Annotated in this window: 21 protein-coding genes and 2 pseudogenes; 7 read left to right on the plus strand and 16 right to left on the minus strand. The window is 72.2% G+C overall.

Features of this window, described 5'->3' with window-relative positions:
* The first annotated feature begins 336 nt into the window (after nt 1–336).
* The 4 genes from ACWC5O_RS39680 to ACWC5O_RS39695 all read left to right on the plus strand — a co-directional run bounded on the left by ACWC5O_RS39680 (nt 337) and on the right by ACWC5O_RS39695 (nt 3,252).
* Nucleotides 337–921 carry an Rv1733c family protein gene (locus tag ACWC5O_RS39680; protein ID WP_450581316.1) on the plus strand — a complete coding sequence of 195 codons (585 nt, stop codon included), beginning with the start codon at nt 337–339 and terminating at the stop codon, nt 919–921.
* A 212-nt stretch (nt 922–1,133) separates the two neighbouring features.
* Nucleotides 1,134–2,102, plus strand: a complete 969-nt coding sequence (locus ACWC5O_RS39685; RefSeq protein ID WP_450581318.1) for an acetylxylan esterase — start codon at nt 1,134–1,136, stop codon at nt 2,100–2,102.
* A 23-nt stretch (nt 2,103–2,125) separates the two neighbouring features.
* Complete coding sequence (locus ACWC5O_RS39690) at nt 2,126–2,305, plus strand: hypothetical protein (protein WP_450581320.1); 180 nt, start codon at nt 2,126–2,128, stop codon at nt 2,303–2,305.
* Between the two features lie 203 nt (nt 2,306–2,508).
* Nucleotides 2,509–3,252: a GntR family transcriptional regulator gene (locus ACWC5O_RS39695; RefSeq protein WP_450581322.1), complete on the plus strand. Its 744-nt coding sequence runs from the start codon at nt 2,509–2,511 to the stop codon at nt 3,250–3,252.
* Here ACWC5O_RS39695 and ACWC5O_RS39700 read toward each other — a convergent pair.
* Nucleotides 3,230–4,000, minus strand: a complete 771-nt coding sequence (locus tag ACWC5O_RS39700; RefSeq protein ID WP_450581324.1) for a class I SAM-dependent methyltransferase — start codon at nt 3,998–4,000, stop codon at nt 3,230–3,232. The two genes, ACWC5O_RS39695 and ACWC5O_RS39700, sit on opposite strands and share 23 nt — an antisense overlap.
* Nucleotides 4,001–4,099: 99 nt before the next feature.
* Here ACWC5O_RS39700 and ACWC5O_RS39705 point away from each other — a divergent pair, with 99 nt between their 5' ends.
* On the plus strand, nt 4,100–4,498 hold the full coding sequence (locus tag ACWC5O_RS39705) for a nuclear transport factor 2 family protein (RefSeq protein ID WP_450581326.1): 399 nt from the start codon (nt 4,100–4,102) through the stop codon (nt 4,496–4,498).
* Between the two features lie 41 nt (nt 4,499–4,539).
* Here the strand turns inward: ACWC5O_RS39705 and ACWC5O_RS39710 are convergent, their stop codons facing one another.
* Both ACWC5O_RS39710 and ACWC5O_RS39715 read right to left on the minus strand, forming a co-directional pair.
* Nucleotides 4,540–5,424 (minus strand): hypothetical protein, encoded by an 885-nt coding sequence (locus ACWC5O_RS39710; protein WP_450581328.1) that lies wholly within the window; start codon nt 5,422–5,424, stop codon nt 4,540–4,542.
* Nucleotides 5,425–5,599: 175 nt separating this feature from the next.
* Nucleotides 5,600–6,723 (minus strand): annotated as a pseudogene (locus tag ACWC5O_RS39715) (cytochrome P450 family protein).
* Nucleotides 6,724–7,084: 361 nt separating this feature from the next.
* Here ACWC5O_RS39715 and rho point away from each other — a divergent pair.
* Nucleotides 7,085–8,233, plus strand: a complete 1,149-nt coding sequence (gene rho, locus ACWC5O_RS39720; protein ID WP_450581330.1) for a transcription termination factor Rho — start codon at nt 7,085–7,087, stop codon at nt 8,231–8,233.
* Nucleotides 8,234–8,324: 91 nt separating this feature from the next.
* Entirely contained in the window at nt 8,325–9,491 is a 1,167-nt protein-coding gene (locus ACWC5O_RS39725; RefSeq protein WP_450581332.1) for a D-alanyl-D-alanine carboxypeptidase family protein, read from the plus strand.
* A gap of 272 nt (nt 9,492–9,763) precedes the next feature.
* Here ACWC5O_RS39725 and ACWC5O_RS39730 read toward each other — a convergent pair.
* The 13 genes and pseudogenes from ACWC5O_RS39730 to ACWC5O_RS39790 form a co-directional block, all read right to left on the minus strand.
* Nucleotides 9,764–10,600, minus strand: a pseudogene (locus ACWC5O_RS39730) (glycosyltransferase family 87 protein); the annotation flags it as partial.
* Nucleotides 10,597–11,991 carry a polyprenol phosphomannose-dependent alpha 1,6 mannosyltransferase MptB gene (mptB, locus tag ACWC5O_RS39735; RefSeq protein ID WP_450581334.1) on the minus strand — a complete coding sequence of 465 codons (1,395 nt, stop codon included), beginning with the start codon at nt 11,989–11,991 and terminating at the stop codon, nt 10,597–10,599. The gene mptB and the pseudogene ACWC5O_RS39730, both read right to left, overlap by 4 nt.
* 131 nt (nt 11,992–12,122) lie before the next feature.
* Nucleotides 12,123–13,061 carry a glutaminase gene (locus ACWC5O_RS39740; RefSeq protein WP_450581336.1) on the minus strand — a complete coding sequence of 313 codons (939 nt, stop codon included), beginning with the start codon at nt 13,059–13,061 and terminating at the stop codon, nt 12,123–12,125.
* A 50-nt stretch (nt 13,062–13,111) separates the two neighbouring features.
* Complete coding sequence (gene aspA / locus ACWC5O_RS39745) at nt 13,112–14,521, minus strand: aspartate ammonia-lyase (RefSeq protein ID WP_450581338.1); 1,410 nt, start codon at nt 14,519–14,521, stop codon at nt 13,112–13,114.
* A 72-nt stretch (nt 14,522–14,593) separates the two neighbouring features.
* Nucleotides 14,594–15,610: an asparaginase gene (locus ACWC5O_RS39750; protein WP_450581340.1), complete on the minus strand. Its 1,017-nt coding sequence runs from the start codon at nt 15,608–15,610 to the stop codon at nt 14,594–14,596.
* A gap of 32 nt (nt 15,611–15,642) precedes the next feature.
* Nucleotides 15,643–17,085: an amino acid permease gene (locus ACWC5O_RS39755; protein WP_450581342.1), complete on the minus strand. Its 1,443-nt coding sequence runs from the start codon at nt 17,083–17,085 to the stop codon at nt 15,643–15,645.
* The gene (locus ACWC5O_RS39760; protein WP_450581600.1) at nt 17,082–17,759 is read right to left on the minus strand and encodes a FadR/GntR family transcriptional regulator; all 678 of its coding nucleotides are present in this window, start codon (nt 17,757–17,759) and stop codon (nt 17,082–17,084) included. The genes ACWC5O_RS39755 and ACWC5O_RS39760 overlap by 4 nt, the downstream gene beginning before the upstream one ends.
* Before the next feature lie 170 nt (nt 17,760–17,929).
* The gene (locus ACWC5O_RS39765; RefSeq protein ID WP_450581344.1) at nt 17,930–18,766 is read right to left on the minus strand and encodes an undecaprenyl-diphosphate phosphatase; all 837 of its coding nucleotides are present in this window, start codon (nt 18,764–18,766) and stop codon (nt 17,930–17,932) included.
* Nucleotides 18,767–18,841: 75 nt separating this feature from the next.
* On the minus strand, nt 18,842–19,216 hold the full coding sequence (gene crcB, locus ACWC5O_RS39770) for a fluoride efflux transporter CrcB (RefSeq protein ID WP_450581345.1): 375 nt from the start codon (nt 19,214–19,216) through the stop codon (nt 18,842–18,844).
* Nucleotides 19,213–19,593 carry a DUF190 domain-containing protein gene (locus ACWC5O_RS39775; RefSeq protein ID WP_450581347.1) on the minus strand — a complete coding sequence of 127 codons (381 nt, stop codon included), beginning with the start codon at nt 19,591–19,593 and terminating at the stop codon, nt 19,213–19,215. Before ACWC5O_RS39775 ends, crcB (ACWC5O_RS39770) begins: the two co-directional genes overlap by 4 nt.
* Nucleotides 19,590–20,051, minus strand: a complete 462-nt coding sequence (crcB, locus tag ACWC5O_RS39780) for a fluoride efflux transporter CrcB (protein ID WP_450581349.1) — start codon at nt 20,049–20,051, stop codon at nt 19,590–19,592. The genes ACWC5O_RS39775 and crcB (ACWC5O_RS39780) overlap by 4 nt, the downstream gene beginning before the upstream one ends.
* A gap of 215 nt (nt 20,052–20,266) precedes the next feature.
* Nucleotides 20,267–21,232 (minus strand): SMP-30/gluconolactonase/LRE family protein, encoded by a 966-nt coding sequence (locus ACWC5O_RS39785; RefSeq protein WP_450581602.1) that lies wholly within the window; start codon nt 21,230–21,232, stop codon nt 20,267–20,269.
* A 100-nt stretch (nt 21,233–21,332) separates the two neighbouring features.
* Nucleotides 21,333–21,623 (minus strand): ArsR family transcriptional regulator, encoded by a 291-nt coding sequence (locus ACWC5O_RS39790; RefSeq protein ID WP_450581351.1) that lies wholly within the window; start codon nt 21,621–21,623, stop codon nt 21,333–21,335.
* Nucleotides 21,624–21,789 lie beyond the last annotated feature (166 nt).

The following is a 21,789-nucleotide window of genomic DNA, read 5'->3' on the forward strand; positions in this document are numbered from 1 at the left end:
GTCCTCGTACTGGACGTACTTGGGCTTTCGGCCGGTGCGGCGAGAGTGCGTGCCGGGCGTCGCGACGGGGCGAACGTTGCCTGCCGGGGCACTAGGGATCGAACGCGTCGGCGAAAGCCCGCCCTGGGCGCGCGGGTCTCGTGTTCGGCCGCTCGCGCTGCCTTGGGGCGCGTGCCGCATGCCGTGCTCCATGAGGGCTTGAAGTCGCGGTAGGCGGCGTGAGCGAGGTGCGCCGTACGGGGTACGAGACCGGTGTGGACGCTCGTGTGCGGCGGCGGGAACGGACGACCGGTGACCCGGCTCGCCCGGCCCTCCGGCTCCGGCAGGGAGGTGGACATGAGTACCCGGGTGCGCGGCTGGCGCTGGCGGCGCAATCCGCTGCGGCGCCGCTCGGACGTCATCGAGGCATGGACCGTACTGGTGGTCGCCGTCCTGCTGTTCGTGGTCACACCCCTGGCCGGGGTGGCGGCGGGCCTGCGCGCCCATGAGCAGGCGCGCTCGGTCGCGGCGTCGCAGCGGGCCGAGCGGCATCAGGTGCAGGCCGTGGTGATCGGCAACACGCCCGAACGGCTGCCCACGGAGCAGGGCGACCGTGATCATCCCTACCGCGCCCAGGTCCGATGGAGCGAGCCGGGCAAGGGGACGCGCACCGCGCTGGCCCGCGTCCCGGCGGGGACCCGGGCCGGTGACCCGGTGACCGTGTGGTTCGACGCCCAGGGTCGCAGCGTGGCCCCACCGCCGGACGAGTTCGCGGTCTGGCAGCACACGATCACCGTCGGCGTGTGCGCGACGGGCGGTGCGGCGGCCGTGGTCCTCCTCGGGCACGCGGCGGAGCGCCGGATCGCGCTGCGCCACCGGCTGGCCGAGTGGGAACGGGAATGGGCGCGCACGGGACCGAAGTGGACCCAGCCGAGGACCTGACCGGCAGGTGACCCGACCACCTGACCCCCGACGATCACCCCACCCGATGCCCGCAGCAAGCGTTTTCGCCTCTTTGGCCAGCGCGGCGACCGCGAGCGAGGAGCCGCCGACCGTGTCCGTACCTGGCATGGGCCTGGCGAGTCATCCGATCACCCACGTACGGTGAGAGCGCCCAGTCTCCCTTCACGCTCCCTCCGCAAAGGCGGTTGCCGATGGCCCTGTTCGACCTTCCGATCGACGAACTCCGCGCGTACCGCAGCGAGTCCGGGGCACCCGAGGACTTCGACGCCTTCTGGGGCAAGACGCTCCAGGAGGCGCGCGAGCACGCTCTAGACGCCCGCTTCGAGCCGGTGGACACCGGGCTGTCCACGGTGCAGGTTTACGACGTGACGTTCGCCGGGTTCGGCGGTCACCCTGTCAAGGGCTGGCTGCGGCTGCCGTCCGGCGCCGCCGAACCCCTGCCGCTGGTGGTGGAGTTCATCGGCTACGGCGGCGGACGCGGCCTCGCCCACGAGAAGCTGCTGTGGGCGTCGACGGGCCGGGCGCACTTCGTGATGGACACCCGCGGGCAGGGCAGCGCGTGGGGCGGCGGTGGCGGCACGGCGGACCCGGTGGGCGCCGCGCCCGCCTATCCCGGGTTCATGACGCGGGGCATCGACGCCCCCGAGAACTACTACTACCGGCGCGTGTTCACGGACGCCGTGCGCGCGGTGGAGGCCGCCCGTTCGCATCCGCTGACCGACGCGGCGCGGACCGTGGCGATCGGTGAGAGCCAGGGCGGCGGCATCGCCCTGGCCGTCGGCGGGCTGCTGCCCGACCTGGTCGCGGTCGCCCCGGACGTGCCGTTCCTGTGCGACTTCCCGCGTGCGACGACACTGACGGAGCGTCACCCGTACCGCGAGATAGGCCTGTTCCTCAAGACACACCGGGGCCGCGCGACCGACGTGCTGCGCACCCTCTCCTACTTCGACGGCGTGCACTTCGCGGCCCGCGGCCGGGCCCCGGCCCTCTTCTCGGCGGCCCTGGAGGACCAGACCTGCCCGCCGTCGACCGTGTTCGCCGCCTTCAACGCCTGGGCGCACGAGGACAAGGCGATCGAGGTGTACGACTTCAACGACCATGAGGGCGGCGGGCCGTTCCAGGAGGAGCGCAAGCTGCACTGGCTGCGGTCGTACGCCTGAGGAGACCGGCGGAAGGGGCGGGGATGGACACACAGGAAGCCGCAGAGCGGTTCGTCCGGGTCTGGGAGCGGGTGACCGGCGTACGGTTCAGGTTCGACGAGGAGGGGCGGGTCGCCAAGACCCGCGACCACTGGCACACCGCCGAGGATCACCAGGAGCCGGCGAGCCGACTGTTCTTCCTCCGATGTCCGCTCCTCCCATGATCCCGGCTCTCCTCCCCCGGTCTCCGCTCCTCGCCCTTTTCAGCCAGTCGCCGCTCGCCGTGATCCCCGTGACACCGGGATCACGCGGGTGGGTTTCGGCCTAACCGGCAGGACACTCTTCCCTCGTGGTTTAGACCAATGCTAGATCTGGTCGCGCAATGAGCCCGCACGGCTACGTCTTGTCACCAAACAGGAGGCGCGGCATGGCCCGCACCACCCCGCACGACCCCCCGCAGACCGACGCCAGGCCCCTGTACTGGCAGATCGCGTCGCTGCTGCTCGACGAACTGCACGACGGCACCATTCCGCCCGGCGAGCGACTGCCGGGCGAGCGGCATCTGGCCCAGCACTTCGGGGTCAGCCGGGAGACCGTCCGGCAGGCGCTCGAGGTGCTGCGCCGCGGCGGTCTGGTCGCCACCGACCGGCGGGGCAGCCATGCCACGCTGCCCGGCCGCCCGGTCGAGGACCCGGTCTCGCTCACCTTCCCGGTCGGCGCCCGCCCGGCGGACCTGGGCGCGGTGGACCGGGCGACGGTGACCTGGGAGGCGCCACCGGCGGAGCACGCCGAGGCACTGGGCCTGGCCCCGCACCGGCCGACGCTGGTGCACCGCTACCGGTCGGCCGCGCCCGACGGCCGGTCGCTGCGTACGGCGGTGACGTCGTTCTCTGCCGTGGCGCTGGCCGAGGTCGCGGAGCTGGGCCGCTACCGCGGCCGGGCCGACGGGGCCACTCCCGCGCAGTTGCGCCGGGCCTACGACTGGATGCGCAAGGCCGGTCTGACCCTGCACCACCGGGACGCCATCACCCAGCTCGGCGGCATCGCCTCGGTCCGGGTGACCCGGCGCGTGCACGACCAGTACGCCCGCCCGCTGGAGATCACCGACCTGGTGGTGAACGCCGAACAGGACGCTCTGGTCTACGAGTTCACGCTGCCGGCGGCGGGGTAGCGCCGTCGGCCCTGCGCGCCGACACCAGCCGGACGCGGGGGCTGCCGTCACCGCGCCGACCGAACTCGGGCAGCGCCTGCAGCTCGACCGTGAAGCCCGTGCGCGTCAACTTACCCAGGACGTCGCCGAGTCGGAAGGCCCGGTAGTACATGACGAACGGCGGTCGCCACAGGGCGTTGCGCACCCGCATCACCGCGTCGAAGCCGAGCAGCATCCAGAACGCGGGGCCGGCCGGACGGGGCGGGGCGAGGACCGGGAAGGCGAACCGGCCGCCCGGCCGCAGCACCGAGTGGACCTGGCTGAACAGGCCGGGCAACTCGCGGGGCAGGAAGTGCCCGAACGCCCCGAAGCTGACCACGAGGTCGAAGGCGGCGGTGAACGGCAGGGCCCGGGCGTCGGCTCGCACCCAGGCGACGCCCGGGCCCTCGCCCCCCGTCGAGAGCCCCGTGCACGTGGCCCGGCGCCGGGCGACGTCGAGCATGCCGGCGCTGAAGTCGACGCCGGTGACGCTGCGCCGGCACAGCCCGGCCAGGACGTCCATTCCGGCGCCGGTGCCGCAGCACAGGTCGAGGCCGTCCTCGAACGGGCCGAGCGGGCCCAGCGCCTTCGCGACCGAGTCCAGCACCGCGTCGGGGGTCCGGAAGGGGGTGTGGTCGAACTTCGGGGCCAACAGGTCGTAGCCGTGCTCGACGGACGACAGCGCCTGGACGGCTAGCTCGCGGAGCGTGGGGCCTTCGGGGCTGAACATCCCGTCAGCCTAGGCGCTCACGCGCCTGTGGACACGCATCCTGCCGCTGACTACTCTCATCCGCAGCTATTCATCTAATTGACTATGCGAGGTGAGCCGATGCGCGCGTTCCGCGAGGCGGTCGAGGCGGGAGACCTGGAGGCCGTTGAGGCGCTGCTGGCCGACGACGTCGTCTTCACGAGCCCGGTCGTCTTCAAGCCGTACCCGGGTAAGGCCATCACCGCGGCGATCCTGCGCGGGGTCTTCCAGGTGTTCGAGGACTTCCGGTACGTCCGTGAGATCGGCGCCCCGGACGCCCCCGACCACGCGCTGGTCTTCACTGCCCGGGTGGGCGACCGGGAGCTGACCGGCTGCGACTTCCTGCATGTGAACGAGGACGGGCTGATCGACGACTTCATGGTCATGGTCCGGCCGCTGTCGGGCGCCCAGGCCCTCGCCGAAGCCATGGGCGCGCGGTTCGACCAGATCGTGAAGGAGGCGGAGGCGCGGTCCGCCTGAGCGGTGCGGCTCCGCCCCTGGCGGTTCAGGCGACCCGAGGGTCAGCCCTTCAACTGCTCCAGCGTTGCCTTGGTGTCCGTCTTCAGCCAGTCGGACACGTCGGTGAGCGCGGGCGGGTTCTTGTCCTGGTCGTACGAGCTGAGGTAGGCGCTGTAGCTCATCGTGTACGTCACCCAGCCGTCGCGTACGGCGAGGGTGGCGTAGCGGGAACCACTGGTGGAGCCACTGGTGGTGTCCTGGCTGACCAGGTAGGCCTCGTCACCGATGCCCTTGACCGGGCTGACGTCGTAACCCGTGTGACTGTCCCCGTAGTTCTTCCAGGTTGCGGTGAACTCCGGCCCGGGGTCGGTCTTCCGGTGCAGGTCCACCTGTAGGGAGAGGTAGGCGTCCGCGTAGCTGGAGCCGGTCTTCTTCAGACCCAGGCTGCAGTAACTCTCGTCCAGCGCCTTGTCCTTGAGGGAGTTGTGCGTCGGGGAGGAGTCGTTCTCGGGGTACTCGTCCTTGAAGGACGAGTAGTCCGCGCCCGAGCACATGTCGGAGGGCGCCGAGTAGCCGCGCAGGTCCGCGCTGTCGCCCGTGCCGCCGAGCAGGAACACACCGGCCGCCCACGCGGCGGAGGCGACGGCCGCGCCGACGGCGAGCCACAGCACGGCCCGCCCGGCACCCCCGCCGCCACCGGACGCCGGTGCTGGTACGGGGCCGTACCGAGGCGGCTGTGCGTAGGGGTTGCCCGGCGCCCCCGCCTGGGGCGGGGCCGGCTGTCCGACCAGCGTGGGCTGCGCGTAGAAGTTCCCCGGCGGGGGAGACTGCGGGTTCGGGTAGGGGTAGGCCGTCGGCTGTGGCGGGATCGCCGGCTGCGGGGCGGGCTGTCCGGGCTGCGGCGCGGGCTGGTCGGCCGGCTGCGGGGGCTGCGGTGGCGTGGACATGTCGTGACGATAGGGCATGGTTGACGGTCAAGTCCCCTGACGTCCGGGATCGTTACGGTGTGGGGACATCTGGTGTGGGTTCCGCGCTTCTGCGTGCGCTGTCGAGTTCAGGTTCGGGGCAGCCACCCGGCGGACAGGCCGACGGCGGCAAGGGAGCGCATGCTGGACATGCGGCTCAGCCGCCCAGGCGCACGGGAAGTGCACGGACGCTGTTGCCGACGAAGCTGGAGTGGCGGGACAGCTCGCTCTCGGGCACCGCGAGGTCCAGTTCCGGGAAGCGGGTGAACAGCCGCTCCAAGGCGACGGTCGCCTCCAGCCGGGCCAGCGGGGCACCCAGGCAGTAGTGGACGCCGTGGCCGAGGGAGAGATGGCGTACGGCGTCGGGGCGGGCGGGCCGGGTGACGTCGAAGCGTTCGGCGTCCGGGCCGTGTGCGGCCGCGTCGCGGCAGGCGGCGCAGTAGCCGGCCAGGACCGGGGTGCCGGCGGGTATGAGCGTGCCGTCGACGGTGAGGTCCCGCACCGGGTAGCGGAACGGGAAGTAGCTGACCGGAGGCGTCCCAGCGCAGGGTCTCCTCGGCCACGTCGGCCCAGCTCGCCTTTCCCGCGCGCACCAGCTCCAGTTGGTCGCGGTGACGGCACAGGGCACGTACTGCGTTGGTGATCAGGTGAGCGCGGTTTCGTGGCCGGCGATGATCATCAGGACCAGGATGCCGATGAGCTCCTGCCGGCTGAGCCGGTCGCCGTCATCGTCGCGGGCGGCGATGAGGGCGCTGGTGAGATCGTCGCCGGGGTGTCCGGCCTTGCCGGCGGCTGTCCCGGCCAGGACGGCGACCAGTTCCCGGTTGGCGGCGACCGCCTCGTCCGGTTCGATGTCGGTGGCCACGACCTGGCTGGACGGGTGGTGCAGCCGGTCACGGAACTCGGCTTCCGCGCCGAGGAGTTCGCTGATGACGCCCATGGGCAGGGGCAGCGCGAAGTGGGCCCGCAGATCGGCGACCCCGCCGCCCGCCCGAGCCGCGCGGGCCAGGTCGTCGAGCAGCGAGGCCGTCAACACCTCGACCCGGGCCCGGAGTTCCGTTCCTCCACCCGGCGAGGTGTGAACGCCCGGCTCACCAGCGACCGCAGCCTGCGGTGGTCGCCCCCGTCGGCGGTGGTCATGCCCTGCACGGTGGCGAACGTCAGCAACGGCCAGCCCGGGCCGACCCGGCCCTCTCGCAGCGCCGTGAAGTGCGCTGCGTCCTTGGCCACATCGGGGTGCTGCAGGAACTCCCTGAGCGCCTCGTGCCCGAGTACGGCCATCCCCTCGATCTCGCCCGGCAGCGCTCTCCTTGTGGCCGTAGGACGGGAACGAACCCGATCTTCCCCCAGGGTCCGCGCCGGCGGGAATAGCTCGCGCCATCGACGTGTTGAGCACATCGCAGCCGTACCGCGCCATCGAGTGGTACCGTGCAGTCAGCACCTGTGTACGCCCCCTTGTGGGCGCCGGTGCCAGTTTTCCTCTCCGCGCTGATCCGTCCGCCGTTTCCCGGTCCAGGCGCGTCAGCTTCTCAGCACCACCTCGGACCGAGGTGTCGTTTCCGCCGCCCGGAGGCACGTACGCCCTCCCGTCCTGCGGCTTCCTCCCCCTTCCTCATGTCTTCCGTCCGTGAAAGGACCACCCATGACCACCACACTCGAACCCCCTCACGTGGAGCAGCAGGCCCCGCCCGCCCGGACCGTCACCGGTGTCCTCGACATCGACCCGCACGGAAAGGGGCACCTGCGGGCCGTGAACTGCCTGTCCTCCCCCGCCGATCCGCAGGTCCCCGCCGCGCTGGTCCGCAGGCACGGGCTGCGCAAGGGCGACCTCGTCGAGGGCGTCCGCGGGGCACAGCGCGCGCTCACCGAGGTCACGCACGTCAACGGCCGCGACCCGGGCGGACTCCGGGGCCGCCGCCACTTCCGGGACCTCACCCCGCTCCACCCGCACGAGCGCATCCGCCTGGAACACCCGGCGGCCGGTCTCGCCGGACGGGTCACCGACCTGTTCGCACCGGTCGGCAAGGGCCAGCGCGGGCTGATCGTGGCCCCACCGAAGACCGGCAAGACCGTGCTGCTCCAGCAGCTCGCCGCCGCCGTCGCCGGCAACCACCCGGAGTGCCGCCTGATGGTCGTCCTGCTGGACGAGCGTCCCGAGGAGGTCACCGAGATGCGCCGCTCGGTGCGCGGCGAGGTCTACGCCTCCACGTTCGACCGGGCGGCCAAGGAACACATCGCGCTCGCGGAACTGGTCGTCGAGCGGGCCAAGCGGCTCGTCGAGGACGGCGAGGACGTCGTCATCCTGCTGGACTCCCTGACCCGGCTGTGCCGGGCCCACAACAACGCCTCCGCCGCCGGCGGACGCACCCTGAGCGGTGGTGTCGACGCGGGCGCCCTGCTCGGCCCCAAGCGGTTCTTCGGCGCCGCCCGCCAGGTCGGGGAGGGCGGCTCGCTCACCATCCTCGCCACCGTGCTGGTGGACACCGGTTCCCGCGCCGACGGGTACTTCTTCGAGGAGCTGAAGAGCACGGGCAACATGGAGCTGCGGCTCGACCGGGAACTCGCCTCCCGCCGCCTCTTCCCGGCCGTGGACATCGACCCCACGGGCACCCGCCGCGAGGAACTCCTGCTCACCCCGGCCGAGTTGACGGCCACTCGGGGCCTGCGCCGGGCGCTGCGCTCCCGGGACGGCGGGCCGGCCAATCTGGAGACCCTGCTGGAGCGGCTGCGGGACACCCCCGACAACGCAACCTTCCTGCGCCGCGTCCAGCCGACCCTGCCCACGGCCTGAGGACGTCCCGGAATGCGGCATCCGGGTGCTCCGGTGGCCCGTCCGGCCCCGGCAGCGCGCCCGGCGACCCTCCACTTCCTACGTTGATCATATGATCACCGGATTCTCTTGTCGGGCGGTGTCGTCGGCCTGCGCCCTGTGCGTCGCGGGCGTGCTGGCCCTCGCGCCGGCCGCCGCCGCCACCGCACACCGCGCGGGGGATCCCGCACCGCCCGGGCCGCGGGCGGCGGTGCCGAAGCCGTCCCTGCTCTACCGCTCCGGCACCCAGGTCAGACCGCACCGCGGTGCGCCCGAGCTGCCGGACGTCTCCGCGCTGTCCTGGCTGGTCGCCGACGCCGGCACCGGCGAGGTGCTGGCCGCGGGCGACGCCCACCGCAGGCTGCCGCCCGCCAGCACCCTGAAGACCCTGTTCGCGCTCACCGTGCTGCCGCGGCTGCCCGCCACCATGCAGCACACGGTCCGGTACGAGGAACTGGAGGACGTCGGCGAGGGCAGCAGCCTCGTGGGCGTCGAGGAGGGGCACAGCTACCGGGTGTCCGACCTGTGGCGCGGGGTCTTCCTCAGCTCGGGCAACGACGCCGTGCACGTACTCGCCGCCCTGGGCGGCGGCTGGCACGCCACGGCCACCCGGATGCAGACCAGGGCCCGCGCCCTCGGTGCCCTGGACACCCATGTCGTCTCCCCCGACGGCTACGACACCCCCGGCCAGGTGTCCTCGGCGTTCGACCTCGCGGTCTTCGGCCGGGAGGGGCTGCGCAACCCCGACTTCGCCCGCTACTGCTCCACCGCCGAGGCCCAGTTCCCCGGCGACGGGACTCCCTACGCGATCGAGAACACCAACCGCCTGCTGACCGGCGAGGACGGCGTGGCACGTTACCCGGGCCTGATCGGCGTCAAGAACGGCTACACCAGCAACGCGGGCAACACCCTCGTCGCCGCGGCCCGCCGGGCCGGGCGCACCCTCGTGGTGACGGTGATGAATCCTCAGGAGGGCGGTGGCCTCGCCGTGTACGAGGAGGCCCGCGCCCTGCTCGACTGGGGCTTCACGGCCGCCGGTCAGGTGGATCCGGTGGGCTCACTGGACGGGCTGCGCGTCGGGTCGAGACCGGCCTCGACCACGGTCGCGGCGGCCACGTCCCCGGAGCCGGACGACGACGCGGACTGGTCGCCCGCCGCCGTCGCCGGTCTCGCCGGGCTCGGCGCGGGGGCGGTGTGGCTGGGGCTGCGGGCCAAGGGCGACCGGGCCGAGCGCGGCTGACCGGTCGGCAGGCCCAGCAGCAGGCCCAGCGTGACCCAGGTGTAGATGTTGCTGCCGAGGAAGCCGTCGATGCCGGAGGAGTCCTCGAACCAGAGCCACACCACGCTGGTGCACAGCACCGCGTACAGGGCGCCCGCCGGACGCGGGTGCCCGGCGCGCGCCAGCACCGCGAAGCACGGCAGCAGCCACACCAGGTGGTGCACCCAGGTGATCGGGCTGACCAGGCAGGCCGCGGCACCGGTGAGGGCGAAGGCCGCCGTCCAGTCGCCGGCCGCCACCGCCCGGCTCGCCCGCCACCCCCACACGCACAGCACCAGCAGGACCACCGCGGTCCACAGCGCGCGGTCCGGATCACCGAGCCGGGCCAGGACGCCCTGCAGCGACTGGTTCGAGACGTAGTCGAGGCGACCGACCCGGCTGGTGTCCCAGAGCGCCTCGGTCCAGTAGAAACGGGACGCGTCGGGGTCCGCCCAGGCGGCCAGCCCGGTCGCCGCGAGGGCCACGGCCGTGGCCACCCCGGCCGCGCGCCACCGCCGGGCGAGCAGGAGCAGGCCGATGAACAGGGCGGGCGTGAGTTTCACGGCGGCGGCGAGCCCGATCCCGACGCCCGCCCAGCGGTCCCGCCCGGTCGTCAGCAGCCGGGCGTCGCCCAGCACCAGAGCCAGCAGGACCAGGTTCACCTGGCCGAAGCTGAAGGTGTCCCGCAGCGGCTCGAACAGCGCGAGCACACACAGGGCCAGCGACCAGCGGTACCAGCCGTGCCGTCGCCGGCCGGGCCCGGCCAGGATCCGCAGGACCACCGCCAGCGCGGCCAGGTTCACCAGCAGGGAGGCCACGATCGCGGTGTGCCGTCCCATCGGGGCCAGCGGCAGCATGGCGAGCGCGGCGAACGGCGGATAGGTGAAGCCGTACGTCGTCCCAGGCACCCGGTAGTCGTAGATCCGGCCTCCGTGGTGGACCCAGGTGTGCACCGCGCCGTAGTAGACGCGCAGGTCGAAGAAGTCCCGCAGCAGCGGCACGGTCGCCGTGAACGCGGTCACCGCGGTGGCCAGGGCCAGCACGAGCAGCGCGCGGCCCCGGTCCGTGCGTGGCAGCGTCGGCCCCGTCATGCCGTACGTCCCGTCGCCGGGGCCTGGGCCGCCTGGTGGGCCTGCCACAGGACGACCACGCCGAGCAGCCCGCCCGAGACGGCGAGGACCAGCTGGCCGAGGTCGGCCGGGCCGCCGCTGGGCAGCACGGCGAGGGCCAGGACACCGGCGAGGGCGGCGACCCGGTGCCGTACCGAGGTGCTGGGTGCGGCGGCCGCGATGAGGAACAGGCCCCACAGCACGTACCAGGGGCGGATCGCCGGGCCGAAGACGGCCACCGCCAGCAGACTCAGGCCGAGGGCGTACACCGGTCGCAGGCGCAGCCGGAGCCATATCAGGACTATGGCCGCGGCGGTGGCCGCGAGGCCGAGCACATGCCAGGCCGGTACGGCGAGCGGGGCCAGGTCGCTGCCGAGGCGGTCGAGCAGGGCTCCGGTGGCGCGGCCCAGCAGGCTGGTGAGCGCCCAGTTGTGCGGGGAGACGGGCGTGTCCAGGGCGCGGATCCAGCCGTACCCAGTGCCGGCCACGGCGGTCGCGGCGACCGTGGTGGCCGCCGCTGCGGCCGCCGTCGTCAGGGTGGCCCACAGCGGGGTGCGGCGGATGCGGATCTGCAGGACCACGACCGCGAGCAGGCCCAGCGCGGCGGGCGCTTTGACCAGGGCGGCCAGCGTGACGAGCACCGCCCCGAGGACGGGCCACCGGCCGCGGGCGGCGACCAGGCCGAGCCCCAGCAGCCCGAGCATGAGCGCGTCGTTGTGGGCGCCCGCGACCAGGTGCAGCAGGACCAGCGGGTTGAGGGCGCCGAGCCACAGCGCGGCGGCCGGGTCGGCGCCGCTGTGCCGGGCCAGGCGGGGCAGCGCCGCCGCCATGAGGGCCACCCCGAGCACGGCGACCAGGCGCATGCCGATCAGGCCCGCGGGCAGTTCGCCGCGGGTCAGGCCGGACAGCGCGGACGCCAGCCACAGGAAGGCGGGGCCGTACGGGGCCGCCGTGTGCTGCCACACCGGGGCCACCTCGTCCGCCAGCGGGCCGCCGAGCCGGGCGGGGCCCTGGGCGTACACGTCCATGTGGGCGTCGACCATGGCGCCCTGCGCGAGGTAGCTGTAGACGTCCCGGCTGAACAGCGGGGGCGCGAGCAGCAGCGGGGCCGCCCAGACGGCCAGGACCACCAGCAGGGCCCGCTGGGTGGGTGGTTGCGGACCGCGCACCAGGCGGCCGAGGAGCACCCAGGCCGCTATCAGCAGGACGACACCGAAGTAGACCCCGACCAGCCCGAGCGCGGCCCGCGCGGATGCCGGGGCGAGCAGGTCCCGAACGGGCAGGGCACCGGACGTCTCACCGCCCAACGCGAGGAAGGCGGTGCCGGCCAGGCCCAGCACCTGGCAGCGGCGGAGATCGACGGGGAAAGCCATGGCCAACACTGGTTCAGCGTGTCAACGCGGGGTGGCCGGAAGGAGACACTCCACTCACCAACCGGCGGCCTGCACATGACCGGCGCGTGAGACGTGCTGCTCAGTACGGTGCGCGGTGGCCGGGCGGACACTCAGAACACGGACAGTCCGGTCAGCGTCGTGAACCTGTCCAGGGCCGCCACGCCCGCCACCGAGTTGCCGCGCTCGTCCAGCCCCGGGCTCCACACACACAGGGTGCAGCGGCCCGGGACGACCGCGATGATGCCGCCGCCGACGCCGCTCTTGCCGGGCAGGCCGACGCGGTAGGCGAAGTCACCGGCCGCGTCGTACGTCCCGCAGGTCAGCATGATCGCGTTGATCTGCTTGGCCTGGCTGCGGGTGAGCAGCCGGGTGCCGTCGGCGCAGATGCCGTGGCGGGCCAGGAAGGTGGTGGCGAGGGCCAGGTCGGCGCAGGAGGCGGCGATCGAGCACTGGCGGAAGTACTCGAAGAGCAGGGTCGGCACGGCGTTCTCGATGTTGCCGTACGACTTCATGAAGTGCGCCAGCGCCGCGTTGCGGTCGCCGTGCGCGGTCTCGGAGGCGGCGATCTGCTTGTCGAAGTCCAGGTCCGGGTTGCCGCTCTCGGCGCGCAGGAAGGCGAGCAGGGTCGCGGCCGCGTCGGCGGTACGGGTCTGGAGGCGGTCGGTGACGACGAGCGCGCCCGCGTTGATGAAAGGATTCCGCGGGATGCCGTTCTCGTACTCCAGCTGCACCAGGGAGTTGAACGGGTTGCCGGAGGGCTCGCGGCCCACGTGCTCCCAGAGTTCGTCGCCCTCGCGGGCCAGCTCCAGGGCGAGCGTGAAGACCTTGGTGATGGACTGCGTGGAGAACGGCTGCCGCCACTCCCCCACCCCGTACACCGTGCCGTCCAGCTCGGCGACCGCCATGCCGAAGCTGCGCGGATCGCGGGCCGCGAGGGCCGGGATGTAGTCGGCGGGACGCCCGCGGCCGGGCGTGCGCCCTATCTCCTCGGCGATGCGCTCCAGGACCGGCAGGAAGGTGAGGGACGACGTCGTTGTCATGATCACCATTGTGCCTCCCGGCCGGTCCAGGTGCGTAGTCGCTGAAACGTAGCCGCAGGTCAGGCGGCAGGTGCCCCGCTGCCCGCGACGATCTCGGGGCGAAGCAGGTCGGCCAGCCGCTCGGCCGGCAACAGGCCCTTCTCCAGCACGAGTTCGGCCACGCCCCGGCCGGTGGCGAGGGCCTCCTTGGCGATGTCGGTGGCGGCCGTGTACCCGATGTGCGGGTTGAGCGCGGTGACCAGGCCGATGGAGTTCTCGACGGTCGCGCGCAGCACCTCGGTGTTGGCGGTGGTGCCGTCCACGCAGCGCTCGGCCAGGGTGAGGCAGGCGCGCCGCAGGTGCGTGATGCTCTCCGACAGGGAGTGCAGGATGATCGGCTCGAAGGCGTTGAGCTGGAGCTGTCCGGCCTCCGCCGCCATGGTGATGGCGACGTCGTTGCCGATCACCTCGAAGGCGACCTGGTTGACGACCTCGGGGATCACCGGGTTGACCTTGCCCGGCATGATCGACGAACCGGCCTGCACGGGCGGCAGGTTGATCTCGCCGAGGCCCGCGCGCGGACCGGAGGAGAGCAGGCGCAGGTCGTTGCAGCTCTTGGAGAGCTTGACCGCGATCCGCTTGAGCACCCCGGACATCTGGACGAAGGCGCCGCAGTCCTGGGTGGCCTCGACCAGGTTGGCCGCGGTGACCAGGGGCAGCCCGGTGATGGCGGCGAGGTGCCGGCGGGCGGCCTCGGCGTATCCGGCGGGAGCGTTGAGGCCGGTACCGATGGCCGTGGCGCCCAGGTTGATCTCATGGATCAGCTCGACGGCCTCGGCAAGACGGCTCCGGTCCTCCTCGATCATGACGGCGAACGCGGAGAACTCCTGGCCGAGCGTCATCGGCACCGCGTCCTGCAGCTGAGTACGGCCCATCTTGAGCACGTCACGGAACTCGACCGCCTTACGGGCGAAGGAGTCCTGGAGTACGGACATCGCCTTGAGCAGGCCACGGACCGCGAACACCGTCGCGATCTTGACGGCGGTCGGGTAGACGTCGTTGGTGGACTGGCCGAGGTTGACGTCCTCGTTGGGGTGCAGGTACTGGTACTGCCCCTTCGCCTGCCCGAGCAGCTCCAGCGCGCGGTTCGCCACGACCTCGTTGGCGTTCATGTTGGTGGACGTGCCCGCGCCGCCCTGGATGACGTCCACGACGAACTGGTCGTGCAGCTTGCCGTCACGGATCTCACGGCAGGCGGCGACGATCGCGGCGGCCTTCTCGGGCGCCAGGAGGCCCAGCTCCTCGTTGGCGAGGGCGGCGGCCTCCTTGACGGCGGCGAGGGCGTCGATCAGGTGCGGGTAGGTGGAGATCGGGGTGCCGGTGATGGGGAAGTTCTCCGTCGCGCGCAGGGTGTGGACACCCCAGTACGCATCGGCGGGTACGTCGCGGTCGCCGAGCAGATCGTGTTCGCTTCGGGTGGGCGCGGTCATGAGGTACGGGTCCTCTTTCTGAGGTACAGAGGTGATGGCGCCCCGGAAAGGGGCGCGGGGAACTGCGAAGCGCTACGCGCAAGCGGTGAGCGGTACCGGGTCCAGCGCACGTACCGGCCGCACGCAGCCCACCGGCTCCCCGCCACCCAGCAGCGGCTCTCCGGCGAACGCGGTCAGCAGCTCGGGGTCCACGCCCGCGCGAGCGAGCGCCGCCGCGGCGACCGGAACACGCGCCCGGTTCGCCCCGTCGGAGATCTTGACGGCGATCGTACGGCCGTCGGGCAGCGCGGCCACCTGGACGCCCTCGAAGCCGTCCTTGGCGAGCAGTCCGGGCACGGCCCGCATCAGCGCGGCGACATCGCGGCCGGAGCCGGAGGCCATCTCCGGGTGCTCGCGCATCGCGTCGGCGACGCGGGCCTCGGGCGTGCCCGGAGCGGCGGTGGTGATGCGGGCGACGGCGCGGGCGAGGCCGTGCAGGGAGATGGAGAACAGCGGCGCGCCGCAGCCGTCCACCGTCACCTGGGCCACCCGCTGCCCGGTCAGGTCCTCGACGATCTCGGCGATGGCCTGCTGCAGGGGGTGGGCCGGGTCCAGACAGTCCTCCAGGGACCAGCCGTTGAGTTTGGCGGTCCACAGCATCGCCGCGTGCTTGCCGGAGCAGTTCTGGGCGAGGCGGGAGGGCAGCCGGCCCTCGCGGACCCAGGCGTCCCGCACGGCCGGGCCGTACGGCATGTCGGGCACGTTGCGCAGATCGTCCTCGGTGAGACCGGCGAGTTCGAGGATCCGCCGGGTGCCGGCGAGGTGGCGCTCCTCGCCGGAGTGGCTCGCGGCGGCCAGCGAGAGCAGGTCGCCGTCGAGCGGCAGCCCGGCCCGCAGCATGGCCACGGCCTGGACGGGCTTGAGGGCCGAGCGCGGGTAGAACGCGGCCTCGATGTCGCCGAGCTGGAACTGGACCTGGCCGTCGGTGCCGAGGACGACGACGGAGCCGTAGTGGATGCCCTCGACGACCCCGCCGCGGATGAGGTGGGCGACGGGGGCGTGGAGGGGCTCGCGGACGAGGGGTGGGTCCGCAGGGGAACTGCTGTACATCACTGCCTGCTTGTCAGGGAGCGCCGCGTGGGTCACGCATCGGCTCCGGAGGGGGACTTGCGGGATATGCGCCCGCGGATGGCGTACCAGCCCGCGACCAGCGCTGCGACGATCAGCGGCAGGCACAGCACGGTGGTGCGTCCGGCGCCGCCGTCGGCGTACATGAGGACCAGGACGGAGGCGAGGAACGCCAGCGTCACCAGTTCGGTCCAGGGGGAACCCGGCAGCCGGTAGGAGGGCCGGGCCAGTTCGCCCCTCTGGGTCTTCTGCCAGAAGAGCAGGTGACAGAGCATGATCATGCCCCAGGTGGCGAGGATGCCGATCGCCGCGAAGTTCAGGACGATCTCGAAGGCGTTCGCCGGGACGACGTAGTTCAGGCCGACCCCGAGGACGCAGATACCGCTGGTGAGCAGGATCCCGCCGTACGGGACCTGGCTGCGGCTCATCTTCGCGGTGAACTTCGGGGCCGAGCCGCTCACCGCCATGGAGCGCAGGATGCGGCCGGTGGAGTACAGGCCGGAGTTGAGCGAGGACATGGCCGCGGTGAGCACGACCAGGTTCATCACGTCGCCCGCCGCCGGGACGCCGATGTGGGACAGGACGGTCACGAAGGGGCTCTCGCCGGCGCTGTACTTGTTCCAGGGAAGGAGCATCGAGAGCAGGACGACCGAGCCGACGTAGAACAGGCCCACGCGCCACATGATCGAGTTGATCGCCTTGGGCATGATCTTCTCGGGGTTCTCGGTCTCACCGGCGGCGACGCCGACCAGCTCGACGGAGGCGTAGGCGAAGACGACACCCTGGATGATCAGCAGCATGGGCAGCAGGCCGTTCGGGAAGACGCCGCCGTTGTCGGTGATCAGGGACGGGCCCGGGGTGCCGCCGTCCACGGGGTGCTGGGTGACCAGCAGGAAGATACCGATGCACATGAAGACGACCAGCGCGCTGACCTTCACGATCGCGAACCAGAACTCCAGTTCGCCGAAGATCTTCACCGAGATCAGGTTCACCGTGAGGACCACGGCCAGGGCTATCAGCGCGATCACCCACTGCGGTATGTCGGAGAACATGCCCCAGTAGTGGGTGTAGGTGGCCACCGCCGTGATGTCGGCGATGCCGGTGGTCGCCCAGTTGAGGAAGTACATCCAGCCCGCGGTGTAGGCACCCTTCTCGCCCAGGAACTCCCGGGCGTACGACACGAAGGCGCCGGAGGACGGGCGGTACAGCACGAGTTCGCCGAGCGCGCGCACGACGAGGAAGGCGAAGACGCCGCAGACGGCGTACGCGACGAACAGGGAGGGTCCGGCGTCGGCGAGCCGGCCGCCCGCGCCGAGGAAGAGGCCGGTGCCGATGGCACCGCCGATCGCGATCATGTTGACGTGCCGGTGCTTCAGGCTCTTGCTGTAGCCCGCGTCTCCGGCGTCGACATGGGTGGACGAGGGGCGCGTCTCGTCTTTGAGGTGCTGCTCGCTCACGCCTCGGGTCCGCCTTCCGTAGGGAGGTCCGTGCGCCCGGGGCGCACGATGTGGGTGAGGGTCGTCTCGACGCGGTCGAGGTGATGGCTCATGGCCTCGACGGCGTCGTGCTCGGAACCGTCGATCAGTGCCTCGACGATCGCCCGGTGCTCGCGGTTGGACTGCTCGCGGCGCCCGCCCAGCTCGTTGAGGAAGGCCGACTGACGCGCCAGTGCGTCACGGATCTCCTCGATGACCCGGCGGAAGACCGGGTTCTGGGCGGCCTCGGCCACGGCGAGGTGGAAGAGGCTGTCCATCGCGACCCACGCGGTGGTGTCCGTCTCCCGCTCCATGCGGTCCAGGAGGTGGGCCATGTGGTCCAGGTTCTCCGGGGTGCGGCGCAGGGCCGCGTACCCGGCGACCGGGATCTCGATGTGGCGGCGCACCTCGAGCAGGTCGCTGGCCGCGTAGTCACCGAAGGTGGGGTCCTCGACGGCGTTCGCGACGACGAAGGTGCCCTTGCCGGTCCGGGAGACCGTCAGGCCCATCGTCTGCAGGGCGCGCAGCGCCTCGCGGAGCACGGGCCGGGACACCTCGAGGGTGCGGCACAGCTCGGCCTCGGAGGGGAGCTTGTCGCCGATGGCGTACTCGCCGCGTTCGATGGCGCCGCGGAGGTGACCGAGGACGGCTTCCATGGCGCTGACGCGCCGCGGAACCGGGCCACCTGTCTGGCTGTCTGACAGGTTCACGGGAGCGATCCTGCGGGTTGCCGAAGGGAACTGTCAAGGCGTCGCGCAAGAAAACATTCACGGGGCGCGGCGCCTGAATGCAGGCATCCGCGCCCCGTGGGCGGTGCGAGGGTCGCTCAGCTGCTCAGCGTGCCGGTGGCGAGCAGGCCGAGGAGGGCGACGCCGATGACGACCCGGTAGATCACGAAGGCGTTGAAGGAGTGCTTGGCGACGAACTTCAGCAGCCAGGCGATGGAGGCGTAGGCGACCACGAAGGACACGATCGTGCCGACGGCCAGCGGGGCGGCGCCGACGCCCGCGCCGAGCGCGTCCTTGAGCTCGTAGATGCCGGCGCCGGTGAGGGCCGGGATGCCGAGGAAGAAGGAGAGGCGGGTGGCGGCGACGCGGTCCAGGTCGAGGATGAGCGCGGTGGACATGGTGGCGCCGGAGCGGGAGAAGCCGGGGAAGAGCAGGGCGAGGATCTGGGAGCAGCCGACCAGCATCGCGTCCTTGAAGGAGGTGTCGTCCTCACCGCGCTTGTGGCGGCCCATCTGGTCCGCGGCCCACATCACACCGGAGCCGACGATCAGGGAGCCGGCGACCACCCAGAGCGAGGCGAGCGGGCCGTCGATCAGCGGCTTCGCGGCCAGGCCCACGGCAACGATCGGGACGGTGGCGGCGATCACCCACCAGGCGAACTTGTAGTCGTGGTGGTAGCGCTCCTCGGGCTTGGCCAGGCCGCGGAACCAGGCGGAGACGATCCGCTTGATGTCCTTGAAGAAGTACACGAGCACGGCGGCGATGGCGCCGACCTGGATGACGGCGGAGAACCCGACGACGGACTTGTCGTCGACCGGGATGTCCATGAGCCCCTCGGCGATCTTGAGGTGGCCGGTGGAGGACACGGGGAGGAACTCGGTCACCCCCTCGACTACTCCGAGGACGACGGCCTGACCGACGGAGATGGCGCTCATGGGATCCAGTTCTGAGGAGAGTTGGTCGACAGTGCTGTAGACAGTACTTACTATGCCCGGCCGTACGCCAAGCGCCTAGGCCCACAGAGCCTCGGCGAGGGAGACACCCGCGAAGGCCGCTGCGAGCCCCGCCGCCACGCTCGCGACGGCATTGGCGGCAGCGTAGAGCCCCGCACCGGCCTCGGTCAGCCGCAGGGTCTCGTAGGAGAAGGTCGAGTACGTCGTCAGCGCCCCGCACAGCCCGGTGCCGATCAGCAGCTGCAGGTGCGGACCTGCGGCTCCGGCGGACACGGCGCCCGTGAGCAGGCCCAGGATCAGACAGCCGGTGACGTTCACCACGAAGGTGCCCCAGGGGAAGAGTGAGTCGTGCCTGGCCTGGACGGCCCGGTCGGTGAGATAGCGCAGGGGCGCGCCGACCACGGCCCCCAGGACGACCAGCAGCCAGTTCACAACGACTTCTTACCCTTCGACTCCGGTCCGTCCGGGCCGGGCCCGCGCCCCACGTACCGGACGACCTCGCACTCCTCCAGGGTCACGAGACCTTCGCCGACCAGCTCGTCCAGCTGCGGCAGGAAGGCCCTGACCCGCTCCTCGGTGTCCACCACGACGATCGCCACGGGCAGGTCCTCGCTCAGGGACAGCAGCCGGGTGGTGTGGATGCGGGAGGAGGCGCCGAACCCCTCGATCCCCCGGAAGACACTGGCCCCGGCCAGCCCGGCGGCGTGGGCGCGGTGCACGATCTCGGAGTAGAGGGGCTTGTGGTGCCAGGTGTCGTCCTCGCCGATGTAGACGGTCAGCCGTACGGCCCGGCCGGTGAGTGAGGTCATCGCTGCCTCCGGGTGAGCACCAGGCGGGCGGCGACCGAGGCCAGCCACACCGCCGCGAGGGCCGCGAACAGGGTCGCGGCGAGATAGGCCAGCCCCGTGCGGGGGTGGCCGGCGTCGACCAGTCTGCGGATGTCGGCGGCGTAGGTGGAGAAGGTGGTGAAGCCGCCGAGCACGCCGGTACCGAAGAAGGGGCGTACGAGACGGTGGGCGGCCCACACGTCGGTGATCAGCACCATGAACACGCCGATCACGGCGCAGCCGATGACGTTGGTCCAGAAGGTCGCCCAGGGGAATCCGCCCAGGGGCGTGGGCCAGGCCAGGGTCAGCGCGTAGCGGGCCGTCGCACCGAGGGCACCGCCCACGGCGACCACGGCGACGACGGGGGCCTGGGTACGCCACTGCGACCGCCGCGCGGGTGCGGGGCGGGCCTGCAGGCTCTCGGCTTCCGGGGCTGTCATGCTCGTGCTTCTCCTACTCGCCGGGGCCCGGGGCACACGGGCGCCATGCCGTCGCAAGTAGGGACCGTTGGCGGCGCCTTCACCGCGGTTCGGGTACGGCGGGCCCCACCGCCGCGCCGCGCAGGATGATCGCGGCCGCGGACCAGGGTAACGCCGGCGGCGCCCCGACCGCACACGCGGCCGCGGCGGGCGGCCGCCGAGCACCTCGGAGTGACTCAGTGTGCGGGCTCGGGCAGGGCGCAGACCGCGATGCCCCGCTCCCACACGCTGCCCAGGATCAGGTGACCGGAGGCCTCGCAGACGCTGGTGGCCATGCGGTAGCCGGAGCGGCGACGGGTGAGGTGCTCCAGGACGCGGCCGTCGTCGTCGACGGCGAGGACGCCGACGGTACCGGCGGGCCGGTAGGGCGCGCGGACGGCTGCTCGGGCGGCGGCGCGGCGCAGCGCCGCGGGGCCGCGGTGCAGCAGGTCGAGCGGGGGTACGCGCGGGCCGGCCAGGGCCACCCGGATCGGGCCGGCCCGGCCGGCGCGCCAGAGGTTGTCGGGCATGCCGGGCAGGTCGTCGGCGAAGGGGTCGCGCCGCCCGGACTTCGGCCCGGTCAGCCAGTAGCGGGTCAGCCGGTATGCGCTGGTCTCGGCGACGACCAGGAAGGACTCGTCGGCGGCGGGTACGAGGCCGTTGGCGAACTGGAGCCCGTCCAGCAGTACTTCGGGCCGGTCGCTGCCCGGCGCGAGGCGCAACAGGCGGCCGGTGCCGGTGTGTTCGACCACGTCCCCGATCCACTGTTCCAGCGGGTAGCGGCGGCTGGAGACGGTGAAGTACACGCTGCCGTCGGACAGGGCGACGGCGTTGCTGCAGAACCGCAGCCGCTCCCCCGCGGCCGCCTCGGCGAGCACCTGGACGCGGCCGTCGTCCAGGCCCACGCGCAGCAGTCCGCGGTCGGCGTCGCACACCAAGAGGGTCCCGTCCGGCAGGAGTTCGAGGCCCAGCGGCCGCCCGCCGGTCTCGGCGAGCACCTCGACACGGGTGGCCGTGGGGTCCGCGATGCCGTCGATGCGCAGGATCCGGCCGTCCGCCACGCCGGTGAGCACCCGGCCGCGGGAGTCGGCGACGACGTCCTCGGGACCCTCGCCGCCGACGGCGACGTACCGGTGGACGACCAGAGGAGTGGGAGAGGTCATGGGCGCCTGCCCTTCGAGGTCGACGGTGCTCCATCGTCCCAGCGTCTGCCGCATGCCGGGGGCTGTCGGCGAAATCACCGCCTACGACGTCGCCCCCGGTTCACCAGCCCTTCTCGAACATCCTGGCCACCTCGGCGATGCGGATCTCGTCGCGGCGGTAGTGGGTGCGGCAGCGGATCCGGCGGGTGCGGAGCAGGCCGATGCTGCTGAGGAGGTCGAGGTGGGCGGCGGCGGTCCGGCGGGAGACACCGAGCTTGGCGGCCACCGCCCGCGCGGTGACACCGGTCTCGGCGAGGTCGCCGTGGTGGCGCCCTGACGGGAAGTGGGCGGCCGGGTCCTTGAGCCAGTCCAGGATGTCCTGCCGCATGCCGCCCGAAGGGTTCCTCATCATCCGTCTCGCCTCCGTTCCCGGCCTCCCCGTGCGCCGTGTTCCCACTGTCGCGCAGCCGAAGCCGTCCCGTACGGGACTCCGCCACCCTTGTCCGGAATCGAACGACCGTTCCCGACAGACCTGTTCGAGGAAACGGGAAGGGGCCCGGCCGTCCCCTTACGACCGG

It is taken from the genome of Streptomyces sp. NPDC001450, assembly GCF_053597295.1.

Coding starts and splice junctions, on each gene's coding strand:
- ACWC5O_RS39750 (WP_450581340.1), bottom strand. CDS start 15,610: ATGTACAGCAGTTCCCCTGCGGACCCACCCCTCGTCCGCGAGCCCCTC.
- ACWC5O_RS39725 (WP_450581332.1), top strand. CDS start 8,325: ATGATCACCGGATTCTCTTGTCGGGCGGTGTCGTCGGCCTGCGCCCTG.
- ACWC5O_RS39685 (WP_450581318.1), top strand. CDS start 1,134: ATGGCCCTGTTCGACCTTCCGATCGACGAACTCCGCGCGTACCGCAGC.
- ACWC5O_RS39710 (WP_450581328.1), bottom strand. CDS start 5,424: ATGTCCACGCCACCGCAGCCCCCGCAGCCGGCCGACCAGCCCGCGCCG.
- ACWC5O_RS39705 (WP_450581326.1), top strand. CDS start 4,100: ATGCGCGCGTTCCGCGAGGCGGTCGAGGCGGGAGACCTGGAGGCCGTT.
- ACWC5O_RS39690 (WP_450581320.1), top strand. CDS start 2,126: ATGGACACACAGGAAGCCGCAGAGCGGTTCGTCCGGGTCTGGGAGCGG.
- rho (WP_450581330.1), top strand. CDS start 7,085: ATGACCACCACACTCGAACCCCCTCACGTGGAGCAGCAGGCCCCGCCC.
- ACWC5O_RS39740 (WP_450581336.1), bottom strand. CDS start 13,061: ATGGTGATCATGACAACGACGTCGTCCCTCACCTTCCTGCCGGTCCTG.
- ACWC5O_RS39775 (WP_450581347.1), bottom strand. CDS start 19,593: ATGACCTCACTCACCGGCCGGGCCGTACGGCTGACCGTCTACATCGGC.
- ACWC5O_RS39700 (WP_450581324.1), bottom strand. CDS start 4,000: ATGTTCAGCCCCGAAGGCCCCACGCTCCGCGAGCTAGCCGTCCAGGCG.
- ACWC5O_RS39790 (WP_450581351.1), bottom strand. CDS start 21,623: ATGATGAGGAACCCTTCGGGCGGCATGCGGCAGGACATCCTGGACTGG.
- ACWC5O_RS39695 (WP_450581322.1), top strand. CDS start 2,509: ATGGCCCGCACCACCCCGCACGACCCCCCGCAGACCGACGCCAGGCCC.
- ACWC5O_RS39680 (WP_450581316.1), top strand. CDS start 337: ATGAGTACCCGGGTGCGCGGCTGGCGCTGGCGGCGCAATCCGCTGCGG.
- ACWC5O_RS39785 (WP_450581602.1), bottom strand. CDS start 21,232: ATGACCTCTCCCACTCCTCTGGTCGTCCACCGGTACGTCGCCGTCGGC.
- ACWC5O_RS39765 (WP_450581344.1), bottom strand. CDS start 18,766: ATGAGCGCCATCTCCGTCGGTCAGGCCGTCGTCCTCGGAGTAGTCGAG.
- ACWC5O_RS39760 (WP_450581600.1), bottom strand. CDS start 17,759: ATGGAAGCCGTCCTCGGTCACCTCCGCGGCGCCATCGAACGCGGCGAG.
- aspA (WP_450581338.1), bottom strand. CDS start 14,521: ATGACCGCGCCCACCCGAAGCGAACACGATCTGCTCGGCGACCGCGAC.
- crcB (WP_450581349.1), bottom strand. CDS start 20,051: ATGACAGCCCCGGAAGCCGAGAGCCTGCAGGCCCGCCCCGCACCCGCG.
- mptB (WP_450581334.1), bottom strand. CDS start 11,991: ATGGCTTTCCCCGTCGATCTCCGCCGCTGCCAGGTGCTGGGCCTGGCC.